Origin of the sequence: Aromatoleum diolicum, from assembly GCF_012910955.1 — a bacterium.
Lineage (GTDB): Bacteria > Pseudomonadota > Gammaproteobacteria > Burkholderiales > Rhodocyclaceae > Aromatoleum > Aromatoleum diolicum.
Map to the genome: position 1 here is coordinate 87078 of NZ_WTVQ01000014.1, position 24676 is coordinate 111753.

The 24676-nt window shown below is 65.6% G+C and carries 27 protein-coding genes; 26 read left to right on the plus strand and 1 reads right to left on the minus strand.

Annotated features, from left to right (window positions below; all coding sequences use genetic code 11):
• Nucleotides 1-14 precede the first annotated feature (14 nt).
• The 24 genes from GPA25_RS10340 to GPA25_RS10455 all read left to right on the plus strand — a co-directional run bounded on the left by GPA25_RS10340 (nt 15) and on the right by GPA25_RS10455 (nt 22090).
• Nucleotides 15-1127 (plus strand): PEP/pyruvate-binding domain-containing protein, encoded by a 1113-nt coding sequence (locus GPA25_RS10340; protein WP_246265576.1) that lies wholly within the window; start codon nt 15-17, stop codon nt 1125-1127.
• 11 nt (nt 1128-1138) lie between these two features.
• The gene (locus GPA25_RS10345; protein ID WP_169260299.1) at nt 1139-1807 is read left to right on the plus strand and encodes a CBS domain-containing protein; all 669 of its coding nucleotides are present in this window, start codon (nt 1139-1141) and stop codon (nt 1805-1807) included.
• A 78-nt stretch (nt 1808-1885) separates the two neighbouring features.
• Entirely contained in the window at nt 1886-3304 is a 1419-nt protein-coding gene (ppcB, locus tag GPA25_RS10350; protein WP_169260300.1) for a phenylphosphate carboxylase subunit beta, read from the plus strand.
• Nucleotides 3305-3353: 49 nt separating this feature from the next.
• On the plus strand, nt 3354-3863 hold the full coding sequence (gene ppcD / locus GPA25_RS10355; RefSeq protein WP_169260301.1) for a phenylphosphate carboxylase subunit delta: 510 nt from the start codon (nt 3354-3356) through the stop codon (nt 3861-3863).
• Nucleotides 3864-3899: 36 nt separating this feature from the next.
• Nucleotides 3900-5357 (plus strand): phenylphosphate carboxylase subunit alpha, encoded by a 1458-nt coding sequence (gene ppcA / locus GPA25_RS10360; RefSeq protein ID WP_169260302.1) that lies wholly within the window; start codon nt 3900-3902, stop codon nt 5355-5357.
• Between the two features lie 9 nt (nt 5358-5366).
• Nucleotides 5367-5624, plus strand: coding sequence for a phenylphosphate carboxylase subunit gamma (ppcG, locus tag GPA25_RS10365; protein WP_169260303.1), 258 nt, complete (start codon nt 5367-5369; stop codon nt 5622-5624).
• A gap of 76 nt (nt 5625-5700) precedes the next feature.
• Nucleotides 5701-7050, plus strand: coding sequence for a UbiD family decarboxylase (locus GPA25_RS10370; protein WP_169260304.1), 1350 nt, complete (start codon nt 5701-5703; stop codon nt 7048-7050).
• A 14-nt stretch (nt 7051-7064) separates the two neighbouring features.
• Nucleotides 7065-7649 carry a UbiX family flavin prenyltransferase gene (locus GPA25_RS10375; protein WP_169260305.1) on the plus strand — a complete coding sequence of 195 codons (585 nt, stop codon included), beginning with the start codon at nt 7065-7067 and terminating at the stop codon, nt 7647-7649.
• Between the two features lie 76 nt (nt 7650-7725).
• Nucleotides 7726-8223 (plus strand): DUF120 domain-containing protein, encoded by a 498-nt coding sequence (locus tag GPA25_RS10380; RefSeq protein WP_169260306.1) that lies wholly within the window; start codon nt 7726-7728, stop codon nt 8221-8223.
• Nucleotides 8220-8768 (plus strand): NUDIX hydrolase, encoded by a 549-nt coding sequence (locus GPA25_RS10385; RefSeq protein ID WP_169260307.1) that lies wholly within the window; start codon nt 8220-8222, stop codon nt 8766-8768. Before GPA25_RS10380 ends, GPA25_RS10385 begins: the two co-directional genes overlap by 4 nt.
• A gap of 155 nt (nt 8769-8923) precedes the next feature.
• Nucleotides 8924-10222, plus strand: coding sequence for a phenylacetate--CoA ligase family protein (locus GPA25_RS10390; RefSeq protein WP_169260308.1), 1299 nt, complete (start codon nt 8924-8926; stop codon nt 10220-10222).
• Nucleotides 10223-10259: 37 nt separating this feature from the next.
• The gene (locus GPA25_RS10395) at nt 10260-11120 is read left to right on the plus strand and encodes a metallophosphoesterase (protein ID WP_211163045.1); all 861 of its coding nucleotides are present in this window, start codon (nt 10260-10262) and stop codon (nt 11118-11120) included.
• Between the two features lie 43 nt (nt 11121-11163).
• Nucleotides 11164-12093 (plus strand): SphA family protein, encoded by a 930-nt coding sequence (locus GPA25_RS10400; protein WP_169260309.1) that lies wholly within the window; start codon nt 11164-11166, stop codon nt 12091-12093.
• 257 nt (nt 12094-12350) lie between these two features.
• The gene (locus GPA25_RS10405; protein WP_169260310.1) at nt 12351-13553 is read left to right on the plus strand and encodes a cation:proton antiporter; all 1203 of its coding nucleotides are present in this window, start codon (nt 12351-12353) and stop codon (nt 13551-13553) included.
• Nucleotides 13550-14677 carry a YbdK family carboxylate-amine ligase gene (locus tag GPA25_RS10410; RefSeq protein WP_169260311.1) on the plus strand — a complete coding sequence of 376 codons (1128 nt, stop codon included), beginning with the start codon at nt 13550-13552 and terminating at the stop codon, nt 14675-14677. Before GPA25_RS10405 ends, GPA25_RS10410 begins: the two co-directional genes overlap by 4 nt.
• Complete coding sequence (locus GPA25_RS10415) at nt 14674-15456, plus strand: gamma-glutamyl-gamma-aminobutyrate hydrolase family protein (protein ID WP_169260312.1); 783 nt, start codon at nt 14674-14676, stop codon at nt 15454-15456. Before GPA25_RS10410 ends, GPA25_RS10415 begins: the two co-directional genes overlap by 4 nt.
• Nucleotides 15457-15640: 184 nt before the next feature.
• On the plus strand, nt 15641-16057 hold the full coding sequence (locus GPA25_RS10420; RefSeq protein WP_169260313.1) for a M67 family metallopeptidase: 417 nt from the start codon (nt 15641-15643) through the stop codon (nt 16055-16057).
• Nucleotides 16054-17505, plus strand: a complete 1452-nt coding sequence (moeB, locus tag GPA25_RS10425; RefSeq protein WP_169260314.1) for a molybdopterin-synthase adenylyltransferase MoeB — start codon at nt 16054-16056, stop codon at nt 17503-17505. The genes GPA25_RS10420 and moeB overlap by 4 nt, the downstream gene beginning before the upstream one ends.
• A gap of 22 nt (nt 17506-17527) precedes the next feature.
• Nucleotides 17528-18469 (plus strand): PLP-dependent cysteine synthase family protein, encoded by a 942-nt coding sequence (locus GPA25_RS10430; RefSeq protein WP_169260315.1) that lies wholly within the window; start codon nt 17528-17530, stop codon nt 18467-18469.
• Nucleotides 18470-18515: 46 nt separating this feature from the next.
• Nucleotides 18516-19175 carry a peroxiredoxin gene (locus GPA25_RS10435; protein ID WP_169260316.1) on the plus strand — a complete coding sequence of 220 codons (660 nt, stop codon included), beginning with the start codon at nt 18516-18518 and terminating at the stop codon, nt 19173-19175.
• Nucleotides 19176-19297: 122 nt separating this feature from the next.
• Nucleotides 19298-19735, plus strand: a complete 438-nt coding sequence (locus tag GPA25_RS10440; protein ID WP_169260317.1) for a hypothetical protein — start codon at nt 19298-19300, stop codon at nt 19733-19735.
• Nucleotides 19736-19914: 179 nt separating this feature from the next.
• Nucleotides 19915-20532 carry a LemA family protein gene (locus tag GPA25_RS10445; RefSeq protein ID WP_169260318.1) on the plus strand — a complete coding sequence of 206 codons (618 nt, stop codon included), beginning with the start codon at nt 19915-19917 and terminating at the stop codon, nt 20530-20532.
• A 132-nt stretch (nt 20533-20664) separates the two neighbouring features.
• Entirely contained in the window at nt 20665-21528 is an 864-nt protein-coding gene (locus GPA25_RS10450; RefSeq protein WP_169260329.1) for a TPM domain-containing protein, read from the plus strand.
• A 28-nt stretch (nt 21529-21556) separates the two neighbouring features.
• Nucleotides 21557-22090 carry a TPM domain-containing protein gene (locus GPA25_RS10455; protein ID WP_169260319.1) on the plus strand — a complete coding sequence of 178 codons (534 nt, stop codon included), beginning with the start codon at nt 21557-21559 and terminating at the stop codon, nt 22088-22090.
• A 56-nt stretch (nt 22091-22146) separates the two neighbouring features.
• Here the strand turns inward: GPA25_RS10455 and GPA25_RS10460 are convergent, their stop codons facing one another.
• A complete protein-coding gene (locus GPA25_RS10460; protein ID WP_169260320.1) occupies nt 22147-22506 on the minus strand; it encodes a DUF423 domain-containing protein in 360 nt (119 codons plus the stop codon).
• A gap of 360 nt (nt 22507-22866) precedes the next feature.
• On the opposite strand from GPA25_RS10460, the gene GPA25_RS10465 reads away from it, so the two are divergent.
• Complete coding sequence (locus GPA25_RS10465) at nt 22867-24087, plus strand: TolC family protein (protein WP_169260321.1); 1221 nt, start codon at nt 22867-22869, stop codon at nt 24085-24087.
• Nucleotides 24084-24650 carry a hypothetical protein gene (locus tag GPA25_RS10470; RefSeq protein WP_169260322.1) on the plus strand — a complete coding sequence of 189 codons (567 nt, stop codon included), beginning with the start codon at nt 24084-24086 and terminating at the stop codon, nt 24648-24650. The genes GPA25_RS10465 and GPA25_RS10470 overlap by 4 nt, the downstream gene beginning before the upstream one ends.
• The last annotated feature ends 26 nt before the right edge of the window (nt 24651-24676 follow it).

The window sequence follows — 24676 nt, forward strand, 5'->3', positions numbered from 1 at the left end:
TGGGAACCGCGTTCATGATTGATGAATCCCGTCTCGGCCCGGAGATCGACCGCCGGGCACCGAAGGTGTGCTTCTTCGAGGAGTGCAACAAGGACTCCGTGGCCCTCGTCGGCGGCAAGTGCTCGTCCCTCGGCGAACTCATCAACGCCGGCGTGCGGGTGCCGCCGGGTTTCGCGCTGACGACGCACGGCTATGCGGACTTCATGCAGGAGGCCGGCATCCTGGCCGAGATCGGCGGCCTGCTCGACGGCCTCGACCACGATGACATGGACAAGCTCGAGGAGGCCTCCCGCACAATCCGCGAAATGATCGAGTCGCGGCCGATGTCGATCGAGCTGGAGGATCTGATCGCCGAGGCCTACCGCAAGTTGTCGGTGCGTTGCTACATGCCGGCCGTGCCGGTTGCGGTGCGCTCCAGCGCGACGGCCGAGGATCTGCCGGGCGCGAGCTTCGCCGGCCAGCAGGACACCTACCTGTGGATTCGCGGCATCGACGATGTGATGCATCACGTGCGGCGCTGCATTTCCAGCCTGTACACGGCGCGGGCGATCGCCTACCGCATCAGGATGGGCTTCCCGCACGAGCAGGTGGCGATCAGCGTCGGCATCCAGAAGATGGCGAACGCCTACACCGCCGGGGTGATGTTCACCGTGCATCCGGCAACCGGCGACCGTTCGGTGATCGTCATCGACTCGAACTTCGGCTTCGGCGAATCGGTGGTGTCGGGCGAGGTGACGCCGGACAACTTCGTCGTCAACAAGGTCACGCTCGACATCATCGATCGCACGATCTCGAAGAAGGAGGTCTGCTACACGGCCGACCTGAAGACGCAGAAGTCGGTGGCGATGGAAGTGCCGGCCGAGCGCCAGAACATCCAGTCGATCCTCGACGACGAGATCACCGAACTCGCGTGGATGGCCAAGAAGATCGAGAAGCACTACGGCCGCCCGATGGACATCGAGTGGGCGATCGACAAGAACCTGCCGGTCGGCGGAAACATCTTCGTGCTCCAGGCGCGCCCCGAAACGATCTGGAGCAACAAGCAGAAGGCCCCCGCCACTACCGGCGCCAGCTCTGCGATGGACTACATCGTGTCGAGCCTGCTCGTCGGCAAGCGGCTCGCATAGGAGAAGGCAAAGTGATCGTACGCAACTGGATGCAGACCAATCCCACGGTGCTCGGCAGCAACACGCTGCTGTCCGAGGCCAAGCAGATCCTTTCCGAAACCAACCTGCATGCGCTGCCGGTTGTCGATGACGGGCGCCTGCGCGGCCTGATCACCCGCGCGGGCTGCCTGCGCGCCGCACACGCAGCGCTGCGCAGCCAGAACCCGGACGAACTGAACTACTTCTCGAACCACGTCAAGGTGAAGGACATCATGGTCCGCAACCCGGCGACGATCGACGCCAACGACACGATGGAGCACTGCCTCCAGGTCGGACAGCAGCACGGCGTCGGACAGTTGCCGGTGATGGATCGCGGCAACGTCGTCGGCATGATCTCGGCGATCGAGATGTTTTCGCTGGCGGCGCACTTTCTCGGTGCCTGGGAGAAACGCAGCGGCGTGACGCTGGCGCCGATGCGTATCCGGCCGGGCACCATCGGCCGCATCACCGACATCGTCGAGGGCAGCGGCGCCGAGGTGCACGCGATCTATCCGATCAACACGGGCCCCAAGGGCGCTGCACCCGGTGACCAGGAACGGAAGGTGATCATCCGCTTCCACATCGCGGACACCGCGGACGTGATCCGCGCGCTCGCGGACGCCGGCTACGAAGTCATCGAATCCGTGCAGGCGACGCACTAGTCCGCCTTCGACCTTCCGCCCCAGACCACTTTCCGTTTCCCCTTTTCTCTTTCCCCTTTCCACCCAGGAGCATTCCGAATGGACCTGAGATATTTCATCAATCAGTGCGCCGAAGCGCATGAATTGAAGCGCGTTACCACCGAAGTCGACTGGAATCTGGAGATCTCGCACGTTTCCAAGCTGACCGAGGAGAAGAAGGGCCCGGCGCTGCTGTTCGAGAGCGTCAAGGGCTACGACACGCCGGTGTTCACCGGGGCGTTCGCGACGACCAAGCGCCTGGCGATCATGCTCGGCCTGCCGCACGACCTGACGCTGTGCCAGTCCGCGCAGCAGTGGATGAAGAAGACCATCACCTCCGAAGGCCTGATCAAGGCGAAGGAAGTGAAGGACGGTCCGGTGCTGGAAAACGTGCTGAGCGGCAACAAGGTCGATCTCAACATGTTCCCGGTGCCGAAGTTCTTCCCGCTCGACGGCGGACGCTACATCGGCACGATGGTGTCGGTGGTGCTGCGCGATCCCGAGACCGGCGAGGTGAACCTCGGCACGTATCGCATGCAGATGCTCGACGACAAGCGCTGCGGCGTGCAGATCCTGCCGGGCAAGCGCGGCGAGCGGATCATGAAGAAGTACGCGAAGATGGGCAAGAAGATGCCCGCGGCGGCGATCATCGGCTGCGACCCGCTGATTTTCATGGCCGGCACGCTGATGCACAAGGGCGCCAGCGACTTCGACATCACCGGCACAGTGCGCGGCCAGCAGGCGGAATTTCTGATGGCGCCGCTGACCGGTTTGCCGGTGCCGGCGGGCGCGGAGATCGTGCTCGAAGGCGAGATCGATCCGAACAACTTCCTGCCGGAAGGCCCGTTCGCCGAATACACCGGCTATTACACCGACGAGTTGCACAAGCCGATCCCCAAGCCGGTGTTGGAAGTGCAGCAGATCCTGCACCGCAACAACCCGATCCTGTGGGCGACTGGCCAGGGACGCCCGGTGACCGACGTGCATATGCTGCTCGCCTTCACGCGCACCGCTACCTTGTGGACGGAGCTGGAGCAGATGCGCGTGCCCGGCATCAGCTCGGTGTGCGTGTTGCCGGAATCGGCGGGGCGTTTCTGGGCGGTGGTGTCGGTGAAGCAGTCCTATCCGGGCCACTCGCGCCAGGTCGCCGACGCGGTGATCGGCAGCAACACCGGCAGCTACGGCATCAAGGGCGTCATCACGGTGGATGAGGACATCCAGGCCGACGACCTGCAGCGCGTGTTCTGGGCGCTGTCGTGCCGCTACGACCCGATGCGCGGCACCGAACTGATCAAGCGCGGCCGCTCGACGCCGCTCGATCCGGCCCTCGATCCCGACAGCGACAAGCTCACGACCTCGCGCATCCTGATGGATGCCTGCATTCCGTATGAATGGAAGCAGAAGCCGGTCGAGGCGCGCATGGATGACGAGATGCTGGCGAAGATCCGCGCCCGCTGGCACGAGTATGGCATCGGCTGAAACCGCCCGCTAACAACGCAAACACACCACTCACAAGGGATCTGGAGACATGGAACAGGCCAAGAACATCAAGCTGGTGATCCTGGACGTCGACGGCGTGATGACCGACGGCCGCATCGTCATCAATGACGACGGCGTCGAGTCGCGCAACTTCGACATCAAGGATGGCATGGGCGTGATCGTGCTGCAGCTGTGCGGCATCGACGTCGCGATCATCACGTCGAAGAAGTCCGGCGCAGTGCGCCATCGTGCCGAGGAGCTGAAGATCAAGCGCTTTTACGAGGGCATCAAGAAGAAGACCGAGCCCTACGCGCAGATGCTGGAGGAGCTGAATATCTCCGACGCCGAGGTGTGCTACGTCGGCGACGACTTGGTCGATCTGTCGATGATGAAGCGCGTCGGCCTGCCGGTGGCGGTCGGCGATGCGGTGGCCGACGTCAAGGAAGCCGCTGCCTACGTGACGACCGCGCGCGGTGGCCACGGCGCGGTGCGCGAGGTCGCCGAAATGATCCTGAAAGCACAGGGCAAGTGGGACGCCGTGCTCTCGAAGATCCACTGATTTCGAACTAATTCCGTCACAAGCAAGGAGATCGACGTGGGAAAGATTTCAGCACCGAAAAGCAACCGCGAATTCATCGAGGCCTGCGTGAAGTCCGGCGACGCCGTGCGCATCCAGCAGGAAGTGGACTGGGACAACGAGGCCGGCGCGATCGTGCGCCGTGTCTGCGAACTCGGCGAAGCCGCCCCGTTCATGGAGAACATCAAGGACTACCCCGGCTTCAGCTACTTTGGCGCGCCGCTGTCGACGTACCGCCGCATGGCGATCGCGCTCGGCATGGACCCGTCCTCGACGCTGCCGCAGATCGGCGCGGAATACCTCAAGCGCACCAACAGCGAGCCGATCGCCCCGGTCATCATCGACAAGCGCGACGCGCCGTGCAAGGAGAACATCCTGCTCGGCGACGACGTCGACCTGTGCAAGCTGCCGGTGCCGCTGGTGCATGACGGCGACGGCGGCCGATATGTCGGCACCTGGCACGGGGTCATCACCAAGCATCCGGTGCGCGGCGACGTGAACTGGGGCATGTACCGGCAGATGATGTGGGACGGCCGCACGATGTCGGGCGCGGTGTTTCCGTTCTCCGACCTTGGCAAGACGCTGACCGATTACTACCTGCCGCGCGGCGAAGGCTGCCCGTTCGCGACCGCGATCGGCCTGTCGCCGCTGGCCGCGATGGCCGCGTGCGCGCCCTCCCCGATTCCCGAGCCGGAACTCACCGGCATGCTGTCGGGCGAGCCGGTACGGCTGGTCAAATGCGAGACCAATGACCTCGAAGTGCCGGCCGACGCCGAGATCATCATCGAGGGGATGATCCTGCCCGACTACAAGGTCGAGGAAGGTCCGTTCGGCGAATACACCGGTTACCGCACCAGCCCGCGCGACTTCCGCGTCACCTTCCGCGTCGATGCGATCACCTATCGCAACAACGCGACGATGACGATCTCGAATATGGGCGTGCCGCAGGACGAGGGGCAGCTGCTGCGTTCGTTCTCGCTCGGCCTGGAACTCGAGAAGCTGCTGAAGAGCCAGGGCATTCCGGTGACCGGCGTGTACATGCACCCGCGTTCGACGCACCACATGATGATCGTCGGCGTGAAGCCGACCTACGCGGGCATCGCGATGCAGATCGCGCAGCTTGCCTTCGGCAGCAAGCTCGGACCGTGGTTCCACATGGTGATGGTGGTCGATGACCAGACCGACATCTTCAACTGGGACGAGGTCTATCACGCGTTCTGCACGCGCTGCAATCCGGAGCGCGGCATCCACGTGTTCAAGAACACTACCGGCACCGCGCTGTATCCGCACGCGACGCCGCACGACCGCAAGTATTCGATCGGCTCGCAAGTGCTGTTCGACTGCCTGTGGCCGGTCGACTGGGACAAGACCAACGACGTGCCGACGGTCGTCAGCTTCAAGAACGTCTACACGAAGGACATCCAGGAAAAGGTCCTGAACAACTGGGCCGACTACGGCTTTCGCGGCAGGAAATAAGGAGCGGTCATGGCTAATCAATGGGAAGTGTTCGTAATGGATCTCGGGGAGCTGGCCGAGGGCAAGGAGCTGGAACTGACGATCCGCACCCTCAACCCGGGCATCCACAAATATACCTATCAGCGCGTGAAGGCGGAGGTGTCGGGCACGCTCGACAAGTTCGCCGACCGGCTGCAGGTGCGCATGGGCCGCGGCCAGCTCAGTGACCGGAAGTTCTCGATCCGCGTCATCGAGCAGGTGCAGCGCATGCCGGCACGGTATCTGTAAGCAAGCGACCGAAACCGGGCAGCGCCTGGATGGCCTGCCCGGCCGGCACAAGAACAAGGACAGGACTCGAAAGACGATGGCGTATCCAGACTTGCGCGCGTTTCTCTCCGACCTCGGCGACGACTTGCTGCACGTGCGGCAGGAATTCGATCCGAAGTTCGAGATCGCGGCCGTGCTGCGCAGCCTGCCGGCGGATGCCCCGGCGGTGCTGTTCGAGAACCTTGCCGGCTACCCCGGCGCGCGCGTCGCCGGCAACCTGATCGCAAACCGCCGCCGCATGGCGCTGGCGCTCGGCACGACCGAGGAACGTCTCGCGCAGACCTGGCTGGAGAACAAGGGACGCGCGCTTGCGCCGGTCATCGCGAAGGGCAGCGCGCCGGTGCAGGAAGTCGTGCATAGGTCGCCGGACGCATTGCTGTCCTTGCTGCCCATCCTCACGCACCACGAAAAGGACGCCGGCCCCTTCATCACCACCGGCGTCGTGCTGTGCACCGACCCGGCGACCGGGCGCCGCGGCATGGGCATCCACCGCATGATGGTGAAGGGCGGCAAGCGGCTCGGCATCCTGCTGGCGAACCCGCCGCTGTCGCAATTCCACGCCAACGCCGAAGCCGCCGGCCGGCCACTGGAGGTCGCGATTGCGCTGGGCCTCGAACCGGCGACGCTGCTCGCATCGGTGGTGCGCAGCGGCCCGCTCGGGCCGGACAAGATGGCAATCGCCGGCGCGCTGCGCGGCGAGCCGGTCGAACTGGTGCGCGCACTGACGGTGGACGTCGAAGTACCGGCGCGCGCCGAGATCATCATCGAAGGCCGCGTGCTGCCGGGTGTGCGCGAGACGGAAGGACCATTCGGCGAGAACACCGGCTATTACTTCTCGAACGTCAGCCCCGTCATCGAAGTGACGGCAGTCACCCACCGCGACAACTTCATCTATCCCGGCCTGTGCCCGTGGTCCGCCGACGTAGACACGCTACTGTCGCTCGCCGCTGGCACCGAGTTGCTCGGACAATTGCAGGCTCTGGTCGCCGGTGTCGTCGATCTGGAGCTCACCGGCGGCACCGCCGGCTTCTCCGCCACGGTCGCCGTGAAAGGCTGCGCGCGCCATGAAGTGCGCCGGCTGATCATGCTCGCATTGAATCTGGACCGCCGCCTGAAGACGGTCACCGTCGTAGACGACGACGTGAATATCCGCGACCCGCGCGAGATCGCGTGGGCGATGGCGACGCGCTACCTGCCCGAACGCGACACCGTGATCATCAGCGGTGCCGAAGGCTATGTCATCGACCCCTCCTCCGCCGGCAGCAGTGCCGGCTCCAAGGCCGGCTTCGTCGCCACGCGCGGCAGCGGCCCCGAATTCGACAAGGTCACCCTGCCCGCGGCAGCCGCGGCCAAGGCGCAAGAGTTCGTCGCAACAATGCTTCGTTAACGGAGAAACGCAAAATGAGAATTGTCGTCGGCATTTCCGGTGCAAGCGGTGCGATCTACGGCATCCGCATCCTCGAAGCCCTCAAGCGCATCGGCGTCGAGACCGATCTCGTGATGTCGGACTCGGCCAAGCGCACGATCGTCTATGAGACCGACTACTCGATCAACGACGTCAAGCGCCTCGCCGCCTGCGTGCATGACAACAACGACGTCGGCGCGTCGATCGCGAGCGGCTCCTTCAAGCACGCCGGCATGATCATCGCCCCCTGCTCGATCAAGACGCTGTCGGCAGTTGCCAATTCCTTCAACACCAACCTGTTGATCCGTGCCGCGGACGTGACCCTCAAGGAACGTCGCAAGCTGGTGCTGATGCTGCGCGAAACACCGCTGCATCTCGGCCATCTGCGGCTGATGACGCAGGTCACCGAGACCGGCGCAGTGCTCGTGCCGCCGCTGCCCGCCTTCTATCACCGTCCGAAGACCATCGACGACATCATCAACCAGTCGGTGACGAAGGTGCTCGACCAGTTCGACATCGAAGCGGATCTCTTCAACCGCTGGACGGGTAACGAAGAGCGCGAACTGGCGAAGTCCCGCTGACGCCATGATGATCGCCTCAATCACGCGGGGCAGCCGCCGCGTCCGGACTTCCGCTCCTCAACGCAGGACCACGACGATGGCCGCGACCGCCCCCTGCGTCGAGCTGACAGGCATCACCTGCAGCGGTCTCGGTGAAGGCTCGCGCTTCACGGCGATCGACTGGGTGCAGGACGAATTCCGCCTGAAGCTCGGATTCGTCCCCTGCCCGGGCACCTTCAACCTGCGCATGCACGGCCCCGAGTGGGCGCGGATGCGTCGGATCCTCGTCGCCGCGAGCGGCATCGACATCGAACCGGCTGCCGGGTTCTGCGCGGCGAAGTGTTTCCCGGTGCGGATTGCCGGGCGATTGTCCGGTGCGCTCGTGCTGCCGGACATGCACGACTACCCGCAGGACAAGGTCGAGATCATTGCGCCGATGCCGCTACGCGAGGTGCTCGGCGTCGTGAACGGCGATCGCGTGGCGCTGCGGATCGACGTCGGCGGCAGCATGCCGAGGCCGTCCGGCGAGCGGCTCGCCCGGCCAGCAATCCCGCCGCTTGAAGGGACGTGGCTCACTTCTGGAGAACGATCATGACAATGCAGTTCTGTCCGCAATGCAGCACGCCGCTCGGCATGGCGCCGGTTCATGGACGGGATCGCGAAAGCTGCCCCGCCTGCGACTACGTCGCGTTCCACAAGCCGGCACCGGTCGTGCTGGCGGTCATCGAACACGCCGAGCACCTCGTGCTGATCCGTCGCAAGCTCGATCCGCTCTCGGGCTACTGGGCGCCGCCGGGCGGTTACGTCGAACTCGGCGAGTCGCTGGAGGATGCGGTGGTTCGCGAGGCGCGCGAGGAAAGCGGACTGGAAGTCGCAGTTGACGGCCTCATCGGCGTGTATTCACAAGCCGACGTGCGCGCCGTGATCCTCGCCTACCGTGCCCACTCGCTTGCCGGCGAACCCGTTGCGGGCGACGACGCCGGCGAGATATGTCTTGTTGCACCGGGCCAGTTGCCGATGCAGCGTCCCCCCGAAGGCGGCGCCGCGATCGACCACTGGTTTTTCAAAGTCATCCAGGAAGTGACCGCCCCGTGGAAATGGGGGCGCCGCACGGGCGCCAGAACAATGATGGGGAGATAGACATGCGCCGAATCATTTTCGACCCGCCCGGGTAGCCCCCCGCATCTCCGCGCCCCGCGCGGATCGCTGCACACAACCGATTGCCAGGAATTGCGCGACCGCGAAAGCCCCGCGCACGGTCCCCCTTTGCCTCGTTCAAACAAGGAAACAGCGCCATGTCGTATTTTGATCAAGTCACCGAAACCCTCCCGCGCGAACAGCTGGCCGCCCTGCAAGTGCAAAAGCTGCAGGCGATGATGGGCGAGATGTGGGGCAAGAACCAGTTCTACACCAACAAGTGGAAGGCGGCCGGCGTCGAGCCGGGCGATATCCGCTCGCTCGACGATCTCGCCCGCCTGCCGCTGACGACCAAATCCGAGCTGATGGAAGACCAGGCAGCTAACGCCCCCTTTGGCACCAACCTCACGTATCCCATCGAGGACTACGTCCGCCTGCACCAGACCTCCGGCACCACCGGCGTGCCGCTGAAGGTACTGGACACCGCCGACTCGTGGGACTGGTGGGGCAAGTGCTGGGCGCATGTGCTCGCCGGTTCCGGGGTCGACGCATCCGACCGGGTGTTCCTTGCCTTCGCGTTCGGCCCCTTCATCGGCTTCTGGGCGGCGCTCGAAGGCGCGCGCAAACTCGGCGCGGTCATGATTCCGGGCGGCGGACGCGACTCCGCCCAACGCCTTGAACTGATGCGCGAAACCGGTGCGACGGTGCTGTGCTGCACGCCAACTTACGCCCTGCGGCTCGCCGAAGTGGCGCGCGAGATCGGCTTCGACATGAACTCGCTGTCGATGAAATCCACCGTCCATGCCGGTGAGCCGGGCGCCAACATCCCGGCGACCAAGGCGCGCATCGAGGGCGCCTGGTCGGCGAAATGCTTCGACCATGCAGGCGCCTCGGAAATCGGCGCGCATTCCTTCGAATGCGAGAAGCAGCCGGGCGGCACACACCTGATCGAAAGCGAGTTCATCGCCGAAGTGATCGACCCGAAAACCGGCCAGCCGGTGAAACCGGGAGAGCGCGGCGAACTCGTCATCACCAACCTGGGCCGCTGGGGCTTCCCGCTGCTGCGCTACCGCACCGGCGATCTGGTCGAGGTGACCACCGACCCCTGTAGCTGCGGCCGCACGTCCATGCGCTTCCAGGGCGGCATCCTCGGCCGCGCGGACGACATGGTCACCGTGCGCGGCGTGAATGTGTTCCCGGCCGGTGTCGAGAACATCATCCGCAAGTTCACCGAGGTCGACGAGTTCCGTATCACCGTCAACAAGATCAAGCAGATGGATGAAATGGACATCGAGATCGAACTCTGCGACGGCGCCGACCCCGGCGTGGTGCATTCGATCGCCGAGCGGCTCGATGCCGTGCTGGCCTTCCGCCCGCGCGTGCATAGCGTCGGCCGCAACATCCTGCCGCGCTTCGACATGAAGGCCAAGCGCTTCCATGTAAACCGGCCGGTATGAGGACGGGCGCTTCGAACGCATCGCGGCGCACCCTCACGTGAAGCTGCAATGGACCCAGCACCGTTCGCCCCCCGGGCAACGTGCGCCGTCGGCCAGCACCTCGCCCGGGACGGTGGTCTACGCAATCGGCGACATCCACGGCCGCATCGACCTGCTCGACGCCATCCATCAGGGCATCGAGCAGGATGCGAAGCTGCGGCCCGCGCGCCGGCGACTGCTCGTCTACCTCGGCGACTACATCAGCCGCGGGCCCGACTCGCGCGCCGTCGTCGATCGGGTCATCGGCTGGCGACCGCAGGGGGGCACGCGGGGAGTCGCGCAGAACTTCGACGTCGTCGCCCTGAAGGGCAACCACGAGGAACTGCTGCTGCGCTTCCTCGACGGCGACCTGTTCGTCGGGCGGCACTGGCTCGGCTACGGTGGCGCAGACACCCTGGCGCATTACGGCGGCCCGCTCGGCGATCCACGCAGCTGCGACGCGGATGCACTCGCCGCCGCACGCGCCCGCCTGTCCGCCGCGATGCCGCGCGAGCATCGCGCCTTCCTGCGCGGTCTCGTGACCAGCCACCGCGAGGGCGACTACTTCTTCGCCCATGCCGGAATCCTGCCCGGCGTGCCGCTCGAAGGCCAGTCCGACCGCGACCTGGTCTGGATCCGCAACCGCTTCCTGCGCTCCGACGCGGACCACGGCGCGGTCGTCGTACATGGCCACTGCATCGCAGCGGAACCGGAAGTCCGGCACAACCGCATCGGCATCGACACCGGCGCCTACGACAGCGGCGTACTCACCTGCCTCGTGCTCGACGGCGCCGAGCGCAGCTTCCTGCAGACAGGACCCAGCATCCGGAATGGCCCGGCCGAGGCCAGGGGCGCGGTTTGCCCCGATTCGAGCCAATGAAGGCATCGCAGTGTGCACACGAAAATTACATCAAGGAGGAGACATGAAACTCAGGCAACTCGGGGTCGCGTTAGCCCTGTCCGGGCTGGTGATCGGCGGCGCATTCGCCAAGGAAGGCGGCGACCAGTACCCGAATGGCGGAGAAAACTTCTACGCCGGGGCGCTGCCCCCACCGGGCAACTATTTCATCAATTACTTCGGCTATTACTCCGGCAAGTTGCGCGACGGCGATGGCGACAAGGTTTCCGGCACCGGCGTCACCGCGTGGTTCGATGCGTTGCGCTACGTCAAGGTCACCGAGACGCAGATCCTCGGCGGCAGCTGGGCGATGCACGCGATCGTGCCGATCGTGCACCAGACGGTGAAGCTCGGCGGCACCAGCAAGACGGTTACCGGCCTCGGCGACGTCGTGTTCTCGCCGCTGGTCGTCGCCTGGCACGCTGGCAGCCTGCACTGGGTCGCGGCGCTGGATATCTACGCCCCTACCGGCGAATACAAATCCGGCGACCCGCGCAAAAGCATCGGTGCCAACTACTGGAGCGTGGAGCCGGTGTTCGCCGTCACCTGGCTGTCGGAAGCCGGCTGGGAGCTGTCCGGCAAGTTCATGTACAACTTCAAGGCGAAGAACAAGGACTTCCGCCCTGCCCCCGGCGCACCGAAGATGGACTACGAGTCAGGCGACGAATTCCACGTCGACTACGCCGCCTGCAAGCGCATCGGCCCATGGGCCGTCGGTCTGTCGGGTTATTACGTGAAGCAGACCACCAACGACAAGCTCGAAGGCGAAACGCTGTCATCGGCCATCGGTCCGTGGTCGTCCGGACGGAAGGGAGAGGCCTTCGCGATCGGACCGAGCGTCAGCTACACGATGAAGAGCGGGACCACGCTGATGGCGCACTGGCAGCGCGAAACCCAAGCCGAGAACCGCTTCCGCGGCGACAAGGCGTGGTTCAAGTTGGTAATGCCGTTTTGATCTTCAACTGAATACGGCGCGCCGGATTGTTCCTGCGCGCCGTTCGGTACGCAATTACTGCGATTTTCGTCGAAAAATCACTGATCAATCAGCCATCAATTCCTGCTTCGGTATCCGCGTACGCGACCGGTTTTTTGCACCCTCATTCAGAAGCAGACATGCAGTAACAATCCTCAATCTGCCATCCGCGGGTCCTCCCCGTCTATCATGAAGACGAGAAATGACTTCCGGCTTGCCTGGCATGAGGTACTACATTGATGGATTTGCTGATCTGGCCTGAGTGGCCTTTGCGCTTTGGCGCGCTGTTTCATGTCGCTGTCGCACTGGTATTGACTGCGCTCACGGGAGAGGCCGGGCGACGGCTGGGCGTGCCCCGCGTGACCGGTTATGCGGTCGCCGGACTTGTGCTCGGCCCCCTGCTGCTCGGGTGGTTCGACGCGAGCGATCTGGCCAGCTACCGCAGCGTGCTCGACCTGACGCTCGCGTTATTGCTCTTCGAACTCGGTATTCGCCTCGACCTCCGATGGTTCGCTGCCAACCCATGGGTCGTCGCGACCAGCCTCGCCGAAATTGCCCTCACTTTCATCCTGAGTTTCGGTGCCCTGTGGGCGATCGGCACCACCGGCGGGCTGGCGCTGGCGGTCGCCGCCATCGCGGTCGGAACGTCCCCGGTCATCGTGATGCACGTGACGAGCGAGCTTCGTGCCGCAGGTCAGACGACCGATCGACTGCTGGCCCTGTGCGCACTCAATGCCGCCTGCTCGGTGATCCTGTTCAAGTTGCTCGTCGGCGGCCTGCACGGCGTGCACGGGGGCTGGCATCTTGCGCTGCTGCATCCGTTGTATCTGCTCGTCGGGTCGATACTTGCCGGCGCGCTGATCGCCGGCGCCTATACCGCCTTGCGCAAAGTCGTCGATCCCGCATCGGAACAGGGACTGGTCGCTACGGTGGCACTGCTGCTCGCAGCACTCGCGGTGCTTACGGCGCTGCGGCTCCCGGCCGCCCTTGCGCCGCTTATTGCTGGCGCACTGATCAAATGGTACGACCCCCGTCCCCATCTGTGGCCGCAACAGTTCGGCAGCGTCGGTGGCGTACTCGTGATCGTCACCTTCATGCTGGCCGGTTCTGCGGCGACATCGGGGCAAGTGTTTGCCGGTGTCGGGGTGGCCCTGGTGGCAATCGCCGCCCGCGTACTCGGCAAACTCGGCGGAACCATGGCCTTCGGCCCCGCCAGCGGGCTCGATCTGCGAAAGAGCCTCGCGCTCGGTGTCGCCCTCATGCCACTCTCGGTGCTGGCCCTGCTCCTGGCCGAAGACGTGCGCCAGCTCTATCCGGCATTCGGCGACAGGCTGATGCCGGTCGTGCTGGCGATGACGATTGTGCTGAGCGTGCTCGGGCCGATCGCCACGCGCTGGGCGCTGGTGCGTGCCCGTGAATCCCGTACTGGAGAAACCTCATGAGCCTGGAAGCCTTTGCGCCGTCACGGGCGCTGTCGATGGGCGTCGAACTCGAACTGCAACTGGTCGGAACGCATGATTACGATCTCGTCGCTTCGGCCGAAGACCTGCTGCGGATGATGGCGCGCAGCGAGGTGCCCGGAGACGTCAAGCCGGAGATGACCTGCTCCATGATCGAGGTCTCGACCGACGTCTGCAACGATCACGCAGCAATCCTCGAGCAGCTCGAAGCCCTCCGCGGCGCGCTGACCGATGCCGCGCGCAAGCTCAACATCGGCATCTGCGGCGGCGGCACACATGGCTTCCAGGACTGGACCGAGCGCCGAATCTTCGATCAACCGCGCTTTCACTACCTGTCGGACCTGTATGGCTATCTCGCCAAACAGTTCACGGTGTTCGGCCAGCATGTCCATATCGGCTGCCCCGGCCCCGATGTCGCGCTCTACCTGCTGCACGGGCTGTCACGCTACATCCCGCACCTGATAGCACTGTCAGCCTCCTCACCCTACGTCCAGGGCAAGGACACGGGCTTCCAGTCCGCGCGGCTGAACTCCGTGTTCGCCTTTCCATTGTCAGGACGCGCGCCCTTCGTCGAAACCTGGCGCGACTTCGAGTCGTACTTTTCGAAAATGAGCGACACGGGCGTCGTCAATAGCATGAAGGACTTCTACTGGGACATCCGCCCTAAGCCGGAGTACGGCACGATCGAAGTCCGGGTCATGGACACCCCGCTCACGGTGCGCCGCGCGGCGGCGATTGCCGCCTACATCCAGGCGCTGGCCCGCTATCTGATGATCGAGCGGCCGATCCGGCTCGCCGAGGACGATTACCTCGTCTACACGTTCAACCGCTTCCAGGCCTGCCGCTTCGGCTATGCCGGCGTCTATGTCCATCCGGAAACCCACGAACACCGCTCCGTCGCCGATGAGATCGAAGCGAGCTTTGCGCTGATCGAACAGCACGCGATCGAGCTGGGCTCCGACGGCGCACTCGCGGAACTGCTCCAGGACGTGCGCAGCGGCCGCAATGACGCGGCATGGCTGCGCGATCGCCATACCGGTGGCATGCCCCTGCCCGAACTCGTGATGGCACAGTGCACGCGCTGGATGGGGGGAGAAGCGGTGTGAGCAAGGCACCGTTGCGCATCGGCCTGTCGGCAAGACTCATGCACAGTCCGCCGGCGGAACTCGGCTTTCCGGGAAAAACCCTGCAGTACCTCGAACAGTCGATGGCCCACTGGATCATGTCGCACGGCGCCCTCGTCCTCATGGTACCGACCATCGACCAACACCTCGGCCTGCGACGGGCGCAGATTTCGGTGCACGACTATGTCGGGGCGCTCGACGGACTCGTACTGCAGGGCGGCGCGGACGTCAGCCCGACGAGCTACCGCGAGGAACCCCTGCGCCCCGAATGGAGCGGCGACCGCGTGCGCGACCTGTACGAAATCGAACTCCTGTGGGAGTTCGTGATCCAGGGCAAACCGGTCCTCGGCGTCTGCCGTGGCGCCCAGCTCATCAACGTCGCGTGCGGCGGCACTCTTTGGCAGGATATCAGCGAGTATGTCCCCGGCGCGCTCGCGCATCGCGACGGCGATCTGTATGACAGGCACCACCATGCCATCGAATTCGCCCCCGGCGGCCAGCTCGCGCGCCTGTATCCGGGATTACACGGTGCGCGGGTAAACAGCATCCATCACCAGGCGGTGCGCGAACTCGGCGCGGACCTGCAGGTTGAGGCCGTGTCGCAGGACGACAGCATCGTCGAGGCGATCCGCTGGCAGGGCAGCGGCTACCTGTTCGGCTGCCAATGGCACCCGGAATTCCACAGCGGCGGTACCGACCTGCTCGACAGCAGCCCGATTCTGCAGGACTTTCTCGATGCCGCCGCAAAGGCGCGCGGTTAGCCCGGCGCCGACCGGATCCGCGCCAGTACCTCGTTTGCGAACCGGTTCGCCCCCTGTCGGGCACGAGCCGCTTGCGTAACAGGGTATCGCGCTGCCGCTCGAACTACGGTGACCGCGCCGCGCTCTAAAGAACGAGGTGCAAGCGGCGCGAGTCGGGCACTACCGGCGCGTCGAAGGAGTCTGTATGGCGGTGCTGCGTCTGCCCGCCGAACTGCGCGACATGATCGTCACCACGGCGCAGGCGGGTTATCCGGATGAAGTGTGCGGTCTGCTGCTCGGTCGGCAGGACGCCGAAGGCGTGACAGTCTGCGCCCTGCACCCGGCACGCAACATCCACCCGGAACGCACCGCCGACCGATTTCTGATCGAACCGCAGGACTACCTTGACGCCGAGGCGTCGGCTGCCGCGCATCGCCTGCAGGTGGTGGGCGTCTGGCACTCCCATCCGGACCATCCGCCCAGACCATCGGTCACCGATCGCGAATTCGCGTGGCCGGGTTGGTCTTACCCGATTGTGTCGATCAATCGGGGCATCGCTGTCGGCTTGCGCTCGTGGCGACTGGATGGCGATGTGTTCAGCGAAGAGGAGGTGTTGCCATGAGCCGCGTCATCGTTCGCATCCCTACCCCCTTGCGCCCCTATACCGGCGGCGCCGACGAAGTCGAAGTCGTCGCGATCACGGTCGGCGAGGCGCTGGCGGCGCTCGGACGCCGGCATGAAGGGCTGCTCGCGCGGATATGTGCGCCCGATGGCAGCTTGCGCCCCTTCGTCAACGTCTATCTCGGCGCCGACAATGTTCGTGGGCTGGACGGACTCGCGACGCCGCTCCCCGGCGACGGCGCGGTGCTCGCAATCGTCCCGGCAGTGGCAGGCGGCGCGGGCGGCGCACGCGAGCGGCGACTTGCCGAACTCAAGGCGAGCGTGCCGGAAATCGGACCGCGCGAGGCCTTCGCTCGCCAAACCGACGGGGCCGCGCTAATCGACGTGCGCGAAGCCGACGAAATCGCCCAGGGCAGCCCGCACGGAGCCTTCCGCCTCGGACGAGGCTTTCTCGAACTGCGCATTGAAGAGACCATTCCGGACCCGGATCGGCTCGTGCTGGTAATGTGCGCCGGCGGCACGCGCTCGCTGTTCGCTGCCGAAGGACTGCAGCGGCTCGGTTATCGCAACGTGGCATCGGTGGCGGGGGGCTTCTCGCGCTGGAAGGCCGAAGGCCTGCCCTTCGAGACGCCACACGGACTGGATCCCCATGCGCACGAGCGCTATGCGCGACATCTGACGATGCCCGAGATCGGCGAGGCGGGCCAGCAGCGCTTGCTGGAAAGCCGTGTGCTGATGATCGGCGCCGGCGGCCTCGGCTGCCCCGCGGCCCTGTATCTGGCGGCGGCCGGCGTGGGCACGCTGGGCATCGTCGATCACGACGTGGTCGATCGTTCCAACCTGCAGCGACAGGTACTGCACAACGACGAGCGCATCGGCCAGGCCAAGGTCGATTCGGCACGCCGCACCCTCCAGACCCTTAACCCCACGGTGAATATCGCTACCTACCGCGAGCGGCTGACCTCGGCCAACGTGGAGCGCATCCTCTCCGGGTACGACGTGGTGGTGGACGGCTCGGACAACTTCCCGACGCGCTACCTGGTCAATGATGCCTGCGTGCACCTGCGGATCCCCTGCGTGCACGGCTCGGTCTACCGCTTCGAGGGCCAGGTGACGGTCTTCTGGCCACACTGCCCGGCACATCGCGGCCCCTGCTACCGCTGCCTGTACCCGGAACCGCCACCTGCGGAGTTCGCACCCTCGTGTGCCGATGCCGGTGTGCTCGGCGTGCTGCCCGGCGTGGTGGGACTGCTCGAGGCAGTGGAGACGATCAAGCTGCTGCTCGGCTTGGGAGATCCGCTGATCGGACGCTTGCTGCATTACGACGCCCTGCGCGCCCGCTTCGATGAGTACCGGCTCGCCGCGAATCCGGATTGCGCCCTGTGCGCAGACGGACGCCCCTTCCCGGGCTACGTCGATTACGAAGCTTTTTGCGCCACCGCGGCCTGAGCGGCACGCACCGGGAGAGGACATGGCTGCGATGTTCGTACGCGAATCACCTCTGCTCGGCGCCGTCGGACATGTGCCGCTGGTCGAGATCACGGCAATCCGGGCCTTGGCGCCAGCCTGCCGTCTGTTCGCGACCGTCGAGGGCTTAAATCCCGGCGGTTCGATCAAGGACCGGCCGGTCGCGCGGATGTTGCTGAAGGCGATGCAGGCAGGGCACCTCGACGGCGGACGGCGGCTGCTCGACTCGTCCTCCGGCAATGCCGGAATCTCCTATGCACTGTTCGGTGCCGCGCTGGGCGTTCCGGTCACCCTCGTGGTGCCCGGCAACGCCAGCCGCGAACGCCTTGACCGCATCCGCGCCAGCGGAGCCGAACTGATCCTTACCGACCCGCTGGAAGGTTACGACTTCGCCATCGGGGAAGCACGCCGCCTCAGCCGCGAGCATCCCGACCGCTATTGGTACTGCGATCAGTATTCCAACCCGGAGAACTGGCGCGCACATTACGAAACCACCGGCGTCGCGCTGCTGCGAGGTATCACCTCGACGACCGGCCGACCGCCGGACGCCTTCGTTGCCGGGATCGGCACCGGCGGCACCTTGACCGGCGTCGGGCGTCGGCTGAAGGAGGCCCACCCGGAAACGCGGATTATCGCGGCGATCCCGGACGTCTTTCCGGGCATCGAAGGCCTGAAGCCGTTGGGGCAAGCGGGCGATCTGGTGCCGGCGATCCTCGACGAGCGGCTGATCGACCGCCGCGTGCCGGTGCGCATGGAGGACGCGATTCCGATGTGCCACCTGCTCGCGCGAACGGGCCTGTTCGTCGGACCGTCGTCCGGCGCACTGGTCCATGCTGCGTGCCGCGTGGCGCTCGAGGACGGCCTGCGCTGCATCGCGACCGTACTGCCGGACACCGGCGAACGCTACGTCTCCACCGGGCTCTGGTCCGGGCACGACGGGCGATAAGACAACGGGAGAACGACAGGGAGACACGGATGAATGGAGGTGTGCCATGGCATTACGATTAGGCGACGATGCACCGGACTTCACAGCCGAAACGACGCAGGGAACGATCCGGTTCCATGAGTGGATCGGGGACGGATGGGCGATCCTGTTCTCGCATCCGAAGGACTTTACGCCCGTCTGCACGACAGAACTGGGCTACATGGCGGGACTCGAGGCGAAGTTCGCAAAGCGCAACACCAAGATCATCGGCCTGAGCGTGGACAGCGTCAGCGACCACGAGCGCTGGTCGAAGGACATCGAGGAAACGCAGGGCCACCGGGTCAATTACCCGCTGATCGGCGACCCGGAGATGAGGATCGCCAAGCTGTACGACATGATCCATCCCAACGCCACCGGCAGCGCAGAGGAGCGCACGGCGCAGGACAACCTGACGGTGCGGTCGGTATTCGTCATCGGGCCGGACAAGAAGGTCAAGCTGATGCTCACCTATCCGATGAGCACCGGGCGAAACTTCGACGAGGTATTGCGCGTGCTCGACTCGATCCAGCTTACCGCCCGATACAAAGTCGCGACGCCGGTAAACTGGAAGGCCGGTGAGGACGTGATCATTATCCCGGCGGTATCCGACGAAGAGGCGAAAACGCGCTTCCCGGGCGGATGGAAGGCCCCCAAACCCTACCTGCGTATCATCCCGCAGCCCAAGTAACGGACTTCGCGCCGCCTTGCGGCGCATGTCCTCCGGGGACGCATCACGGACGGCCTTATTGCGGTGCAGCGGCAGAGTGCTATACCAATACAGATACCCTTCACATCGCAAAGGAGCCAATCATGGCCACGAAGACATCGCCGCGCAAACACGCGCCGCGCGCGTCGCATGGTCCGTCCGACACCGGAAGCGCCCCGCAGTGGGCAATGGAAGACCTGGCCGCAGCCTGGATGGGGATACCGTGGATGAAGCTGTGGATGCAGGCATGGACCGCCTGGGCCGAACAATGGGGCGTGAACGCCGCCGCACTTCAGGGCAGCGGGGCGAGCGCCGAGGACCGGCGGCAGGCCGGGCTGACCTGGCTGCCGCAGCTCGAAACAACGGTCATTCCCTTGCGCCGCCGTGACGACCATCCCGGAACCGAGGCGTCGAAAGTCTCGCTTCGCGTCCGCGTACCCGCTCTTCCCTGGACCGCCGGGACGACCAATATCATCGCCATCGACACCTTGATGCCGCGCCTCGTGGAGACGCCCGACGAGGCACCGCCGATTACCCATTGATGGGCCCGGCGTTTGAGTCCCTGTCACTTCGGAGCGAGGCACTCAAGAAACCATACACGCCCTCGTCATGCGGCTTTATCATGACATCCGCGATCCCGTCGCATGAACGGGGCTCGCTTTCGGCGCCAACGGACTAACCCGTTGGCGGTCTGGCGAATGCAATCGAGGGATGGACAATAATGTTCGAGACGATCTTCCGCCGCTTTCCGGCCATCTTCGCCCTGATCGCAGCACTCGGCCTTGGCGGCTGCGGCTACAACGATTTCCAGCGGCTCGACGAGCAGAGCAAGGCAGCCTGGGCGGAGGTTCTAAACCAGTATCAGCGACGCGCCGACCTCATCCCCAACCTCGTCGCCACGGTCAAAGGCGAAGCCAATTTCGAGCAGGAAACGCTGACGAAGGTGATCGAGGCACGCTCGCGTGCAACCGCGATCCAGGTCACGCCCGAGATGCTCAACGATCCGCAGGCGATGGAGCGTTTCCAGCAGGCGCAGAGCCAGCTCGGCGGCGCGCTGTCGCGCCTGCTTGCGGTCGCCGAGAACTATCCCAACCTCAAGGCCAATCAGGCATTCCAGGACTTGCGTGTGCAACTCGAAGGGACCGAGAACCGCATCACCGTGGCCCGCAACGGGTTCATCAAGGCGGTGCAGGAATACAACGTGCTCGCCCGCAGCTTTCCGACGAATCTGACCGCGATGATCTTCAGCTACCAGCCCAAGGCCGGTTTCACGGTGACTAACGAGCAGGAGATTGCGCGACCGCCGACCGTCGAATTCGGCGGCACGCCGAAACGTTGAACGCCCGCCGTGCCCCGCCCTGGTTTTCGGCATCCGCGTGATCGCATGACGGCCGTGTCTCCGACCGCGCAGTCCGTGCAATGCCGGGCGCTGGCGTGCCCGACGCAGTTGCATGTGTGGTGGCTCCTGACGATGCTCGTGGTCGCACTGCTGGCGTGGCCGGCCCTCTCGCAGGCGCAGGAACTCCAGCCGGTACCGCAACTCACCGCCCGTGTCATCGACCAGACCGGCACGCTCGACGCCGGCCAGCAGCAGGCACTGGAAGCGAAACTGGCGACGTTCGAGAAGGAGCGCGGCAGTCAGATCGTCGTGCTGATCGTGCCGACAACCGCCCCGGAGGACATCGCCGCCTACGCCTACCGGGTCGCCGCCGACTGGAAGATCGGCCGGCGCGAGGTCGGCGACGGGCTGCTGATGGTCGTCGCGAAGAACGACCGCCGAGTGCGCATCGAGGTCGCGCGCGCGCTCGAAGGCGCGGTGCCGGATCTCGCCGCGTTCCACATCATCGACCGGGCGATCACACCGGCCTTCCGCAAGGGGGATTTCGCCGGCGGCATCGACGCCGGCGTCGACGCGCTGATGGCACGCATCCGCGGCGAAAACCTGGCGCTCCCGGAACCGGAAGCGGACGGTCGTCGTGGCGCCTTCTCGCTGACGGACATCGCGGCGCTGATGTTCTTTGGCATACCCATCGTCGGCGGCGTGCTCGTCGCAGTCCTCGGCCGCAAGCTTGGCGCGCTCGCGACCGGCGGCGCATTCGGCCTGCTCGCAAAGCTGCTGATCGGCAGTGCGCTGCTCGGAGTCCTCGCCGGCGTGCTCGCCGCCATCTTCGTGCTGGTGCTCGGCACCGGCAGTGGTGGCGGAGGCGGCCGTGGCGGCGGGCGCGGTGGCCCGATCATCTGGGGCGGCGGAGGCGGCGGTTTCGGTGGTGGAGGCGGTTTCGGCTCGGGCGGTGGCGGCAGTTTCGGCGGCGGCGGCGCCTCGGGGCGGTGGTGATCATGAACAGCCGAAACCGGAGCAGCCGATGAACATCCTGACGCGCATCGCACGCCACGTGTGGCTTGATGCCGGCGACGCGTACCGTGCGATCGGCACGGCCGCGCTGCAACGCCTCGAAGCACGGGTACGCGATAGCGAAGCCCGCCACACCGGCGAGATCTGCCTATGCGTCGAGGCGAGCCTGCCCCTGAGTTACCTGTGGCGCCACCTGCAAGGCACGCCGATCGACCAGATTGTGCGCGAACGTGCCCTGGCGCAGTTCGGCAAACTGCGCGTGTGGGACACGGAATTGAACAACGGCGTGCTGATCTACCTGCAGCTGGCCGAACATCGCATCGAAATCGTCGACGATCGGGCGCTGGCGCGAAAGGTCGACGATGCGGACTGGCAACAGGTGCTCGCCGGCATTACGCCAGAGTTCCGCGCCGGCCGCCACGAAGAGGGCCTCGCCCGCGCCATCGACGCCGTCACCGCGGCGCTCGAACTTCATTTCCCGGCCACTGCCGGCGAGGTGCAGCAGCGGGAAAATCAACTCCCCAATCGTCCGACGGTGGGCTGAGTCCGGGGCGCCGCACTACCCCGCAACGCAACGCGACGGGAGGCGGGTTCGCGGCGTCATCCCCGCAGGGCCCGCCAGGCGACCAGCAGCCAGCCCGCGATCATCAGACCGCCGCCGACCGGGGTCACCATCCCCAGCCAGCGCCATCCGGAAAAGGCCATCGTGTACAGGCTGCCGGAAAATATCAGCGTACCCAGCACCAGCATGGCGACAGGCAGCCCGGGGCGCGCGAGCTTGCCTGCGCCCAGTCCCACCAGGCCGACGGCCTGCCACATCTGGTATTGCACCGCGGTGTTCCACCAGGCCAGTTCGGTGGCACTCAGCACATTGCGCAGGCCATGGGCGCCGAAAGCGCCAAGGCCCACGCCGAGCGCGGCAAGAAGACTGCCGAGAAACAGAACGGTACGGTTCGTCATGAATTCGGGATCGCTGAGTGGGTGACGGGATGGACGCCCGCGCGGCTTCGACCGGATCGCCAGTTGTGGGCCTTCGCGCAATAGTCGGGCATTGTGCAACGTCCCGCGATAGCGGACGACAAAACTGACAAAGTTGTAATCCGGAAGTCACTTTCCTGTCCGGGGCCTCCATGCATCATCCGCCCCTGGCGTACCCGCGCCGGTGCTCGGCTATCGCCGTCTGCTGCGTTCGGCGGAACATCGCTTTGCCGTGCGATGGATGACGTGACAGTCCTTCCCGGCCCACGGTCCAAATCCCGAACGGTGCGTCCCCCGCCCTGCCGATACCCCTGTCGACAACGTATTTCGAAGGAGACCTGAATGCGCTGGATTTTGCTGCTCGGGCTGGCCGCGTCCTGTTCCGCATCTGCCCAGCAGACAAATCCGGTCGCGATCGCGGACGGCCCTGCCGTGACGTTCCGGCACGCCGTCGATGTGGCCTGGCAGCGCAGCGCCGACGGCCATGCGGCGGACGCCCGGCGCGACGAAGCAGACGCACGACGCGATGCCGCCGCGAGCTGGATGCCGGAACCGCCCAGCCTGACCCTGTCGCAACGCAATGACCGCTTCCACCGCAACGACGGCATGCGCGAGGTCGAAGCCGAGTTGGAGGTGCCGCTGTGGATGCCCGGCACCCGCGCCGCGGCCGCGGCGCTCGCAGACGCGGAAGGCGGCGCGCTGGAGGCAGATCTGACACTGGCCCGGCTGAAGCTCGCCGGAGAGGTGCGCGAAGCCGTGTGGTCGCTGCGCCTCGCGCAGAACGATCTGGAAGCGAACCGGCGCCGCGTCGCCGAGACCGAGGCGCTCGCTGCGGATGTGCAACGCCGCGTCGCCGCCGGCGACCTCGCCCGCATCGACGCCAACAGCGCACAGGGCGCAGTGCAGCAAGCCCGCGCCGCGCAGGCCGAAGCACAGACCCGGCTGCTGCGTGAACAACGGCTCTATACGGCGCTGACGGGCCTCTCCCAGCCGCCCGCTGATCAGGAAGCGGACGCTGCGGCAGCCGAACTCGACAATCATCCGGGCCTGATCGGCAAGCGCCGTGCGGCCGAACTGGCGCGCGCCCGCCTGCACCAGGCCAGCACGGCGACTCGCGACGCCCCCGAACTGATCCTCGGCGTGACTCGCGAACGTGGAGATTCCGCCGAACGCTATGCGAACACAACGACAATCGGCGTGCGCATCCCCTTTGGCACCGACGCGCGTAATCGCCCGCAGATCAGCGCCGCGAATGCGCAACTGATCGCGGCCGAGGCCACCGCGGCAATCGAACGCGAACACCTCCTTGCGGGCCTCGACGCGGCGCGTGATGAACTAGAGCAGACCCGCCGCGTCGAGGCTTTTGCCGTCGAACGGGCGCGTCTCGCCGCCGACACCCGTCAGCTTCTCGCGAAGTCCTTCTCCCTCGGACAGATCGACCTGCCAAGCCGCCTGCGTGCCGAAAACGAACATTTCGACGCAGAACTGGCGCTCAGCCGCGCGCGCCTCGAAGCGGGTCGCGCTGCGTCCCGACTCCAACAAGCCTACGGATTGCTGCCATGAATTCCCATCTTACGTCCGTCCCGCGACTGGCGCGCCGGTTGGCGCTGCTCCTGGCCGCCAGCCTGACCGTGCCCGCGGTCGCCGGACCGGGCCACGAGGGCGGCCACGATCACGACGAGGCCCCTGTGCTCGGCTCCGGTCCCGCACTACCACGCTTCGAGGCGCATTCCGACCTGTTCGAGGCGGTCGGCGTCGTGAACGGCGGCGAGCTATCGCTGACCCTCGACACCTACACGACGAATGAACCGGTCCCCGGTGCGCGGATCGAGCTCGAATCGGGGACTTTCAAGGCCCTCGGCGAGTTCCGCCCTGAACAGGGCAACTACCGTTTCGATGCCGGGCCCTTCGTCGCCCCGGGCAGCCATCCGGTCACGCTGACAGTCACCGCAGGCAACGACATCGACCTGCTCGCCGCCGATCTGATCGTGCCCGGCGAACACCCGGCCGCCGCCGAGATCGGCAAGATCGTCCCCGGCAGCCCGCTGCTGTGGGGCGCAGGCGGTCTCGTCGCGGGCCTCGCACTCGCCTTCGGCTTGCGCCGTCGCCGCAAGACAGCGGCCTGAGCCCCCCAGGAATGCAAGAATGAAGA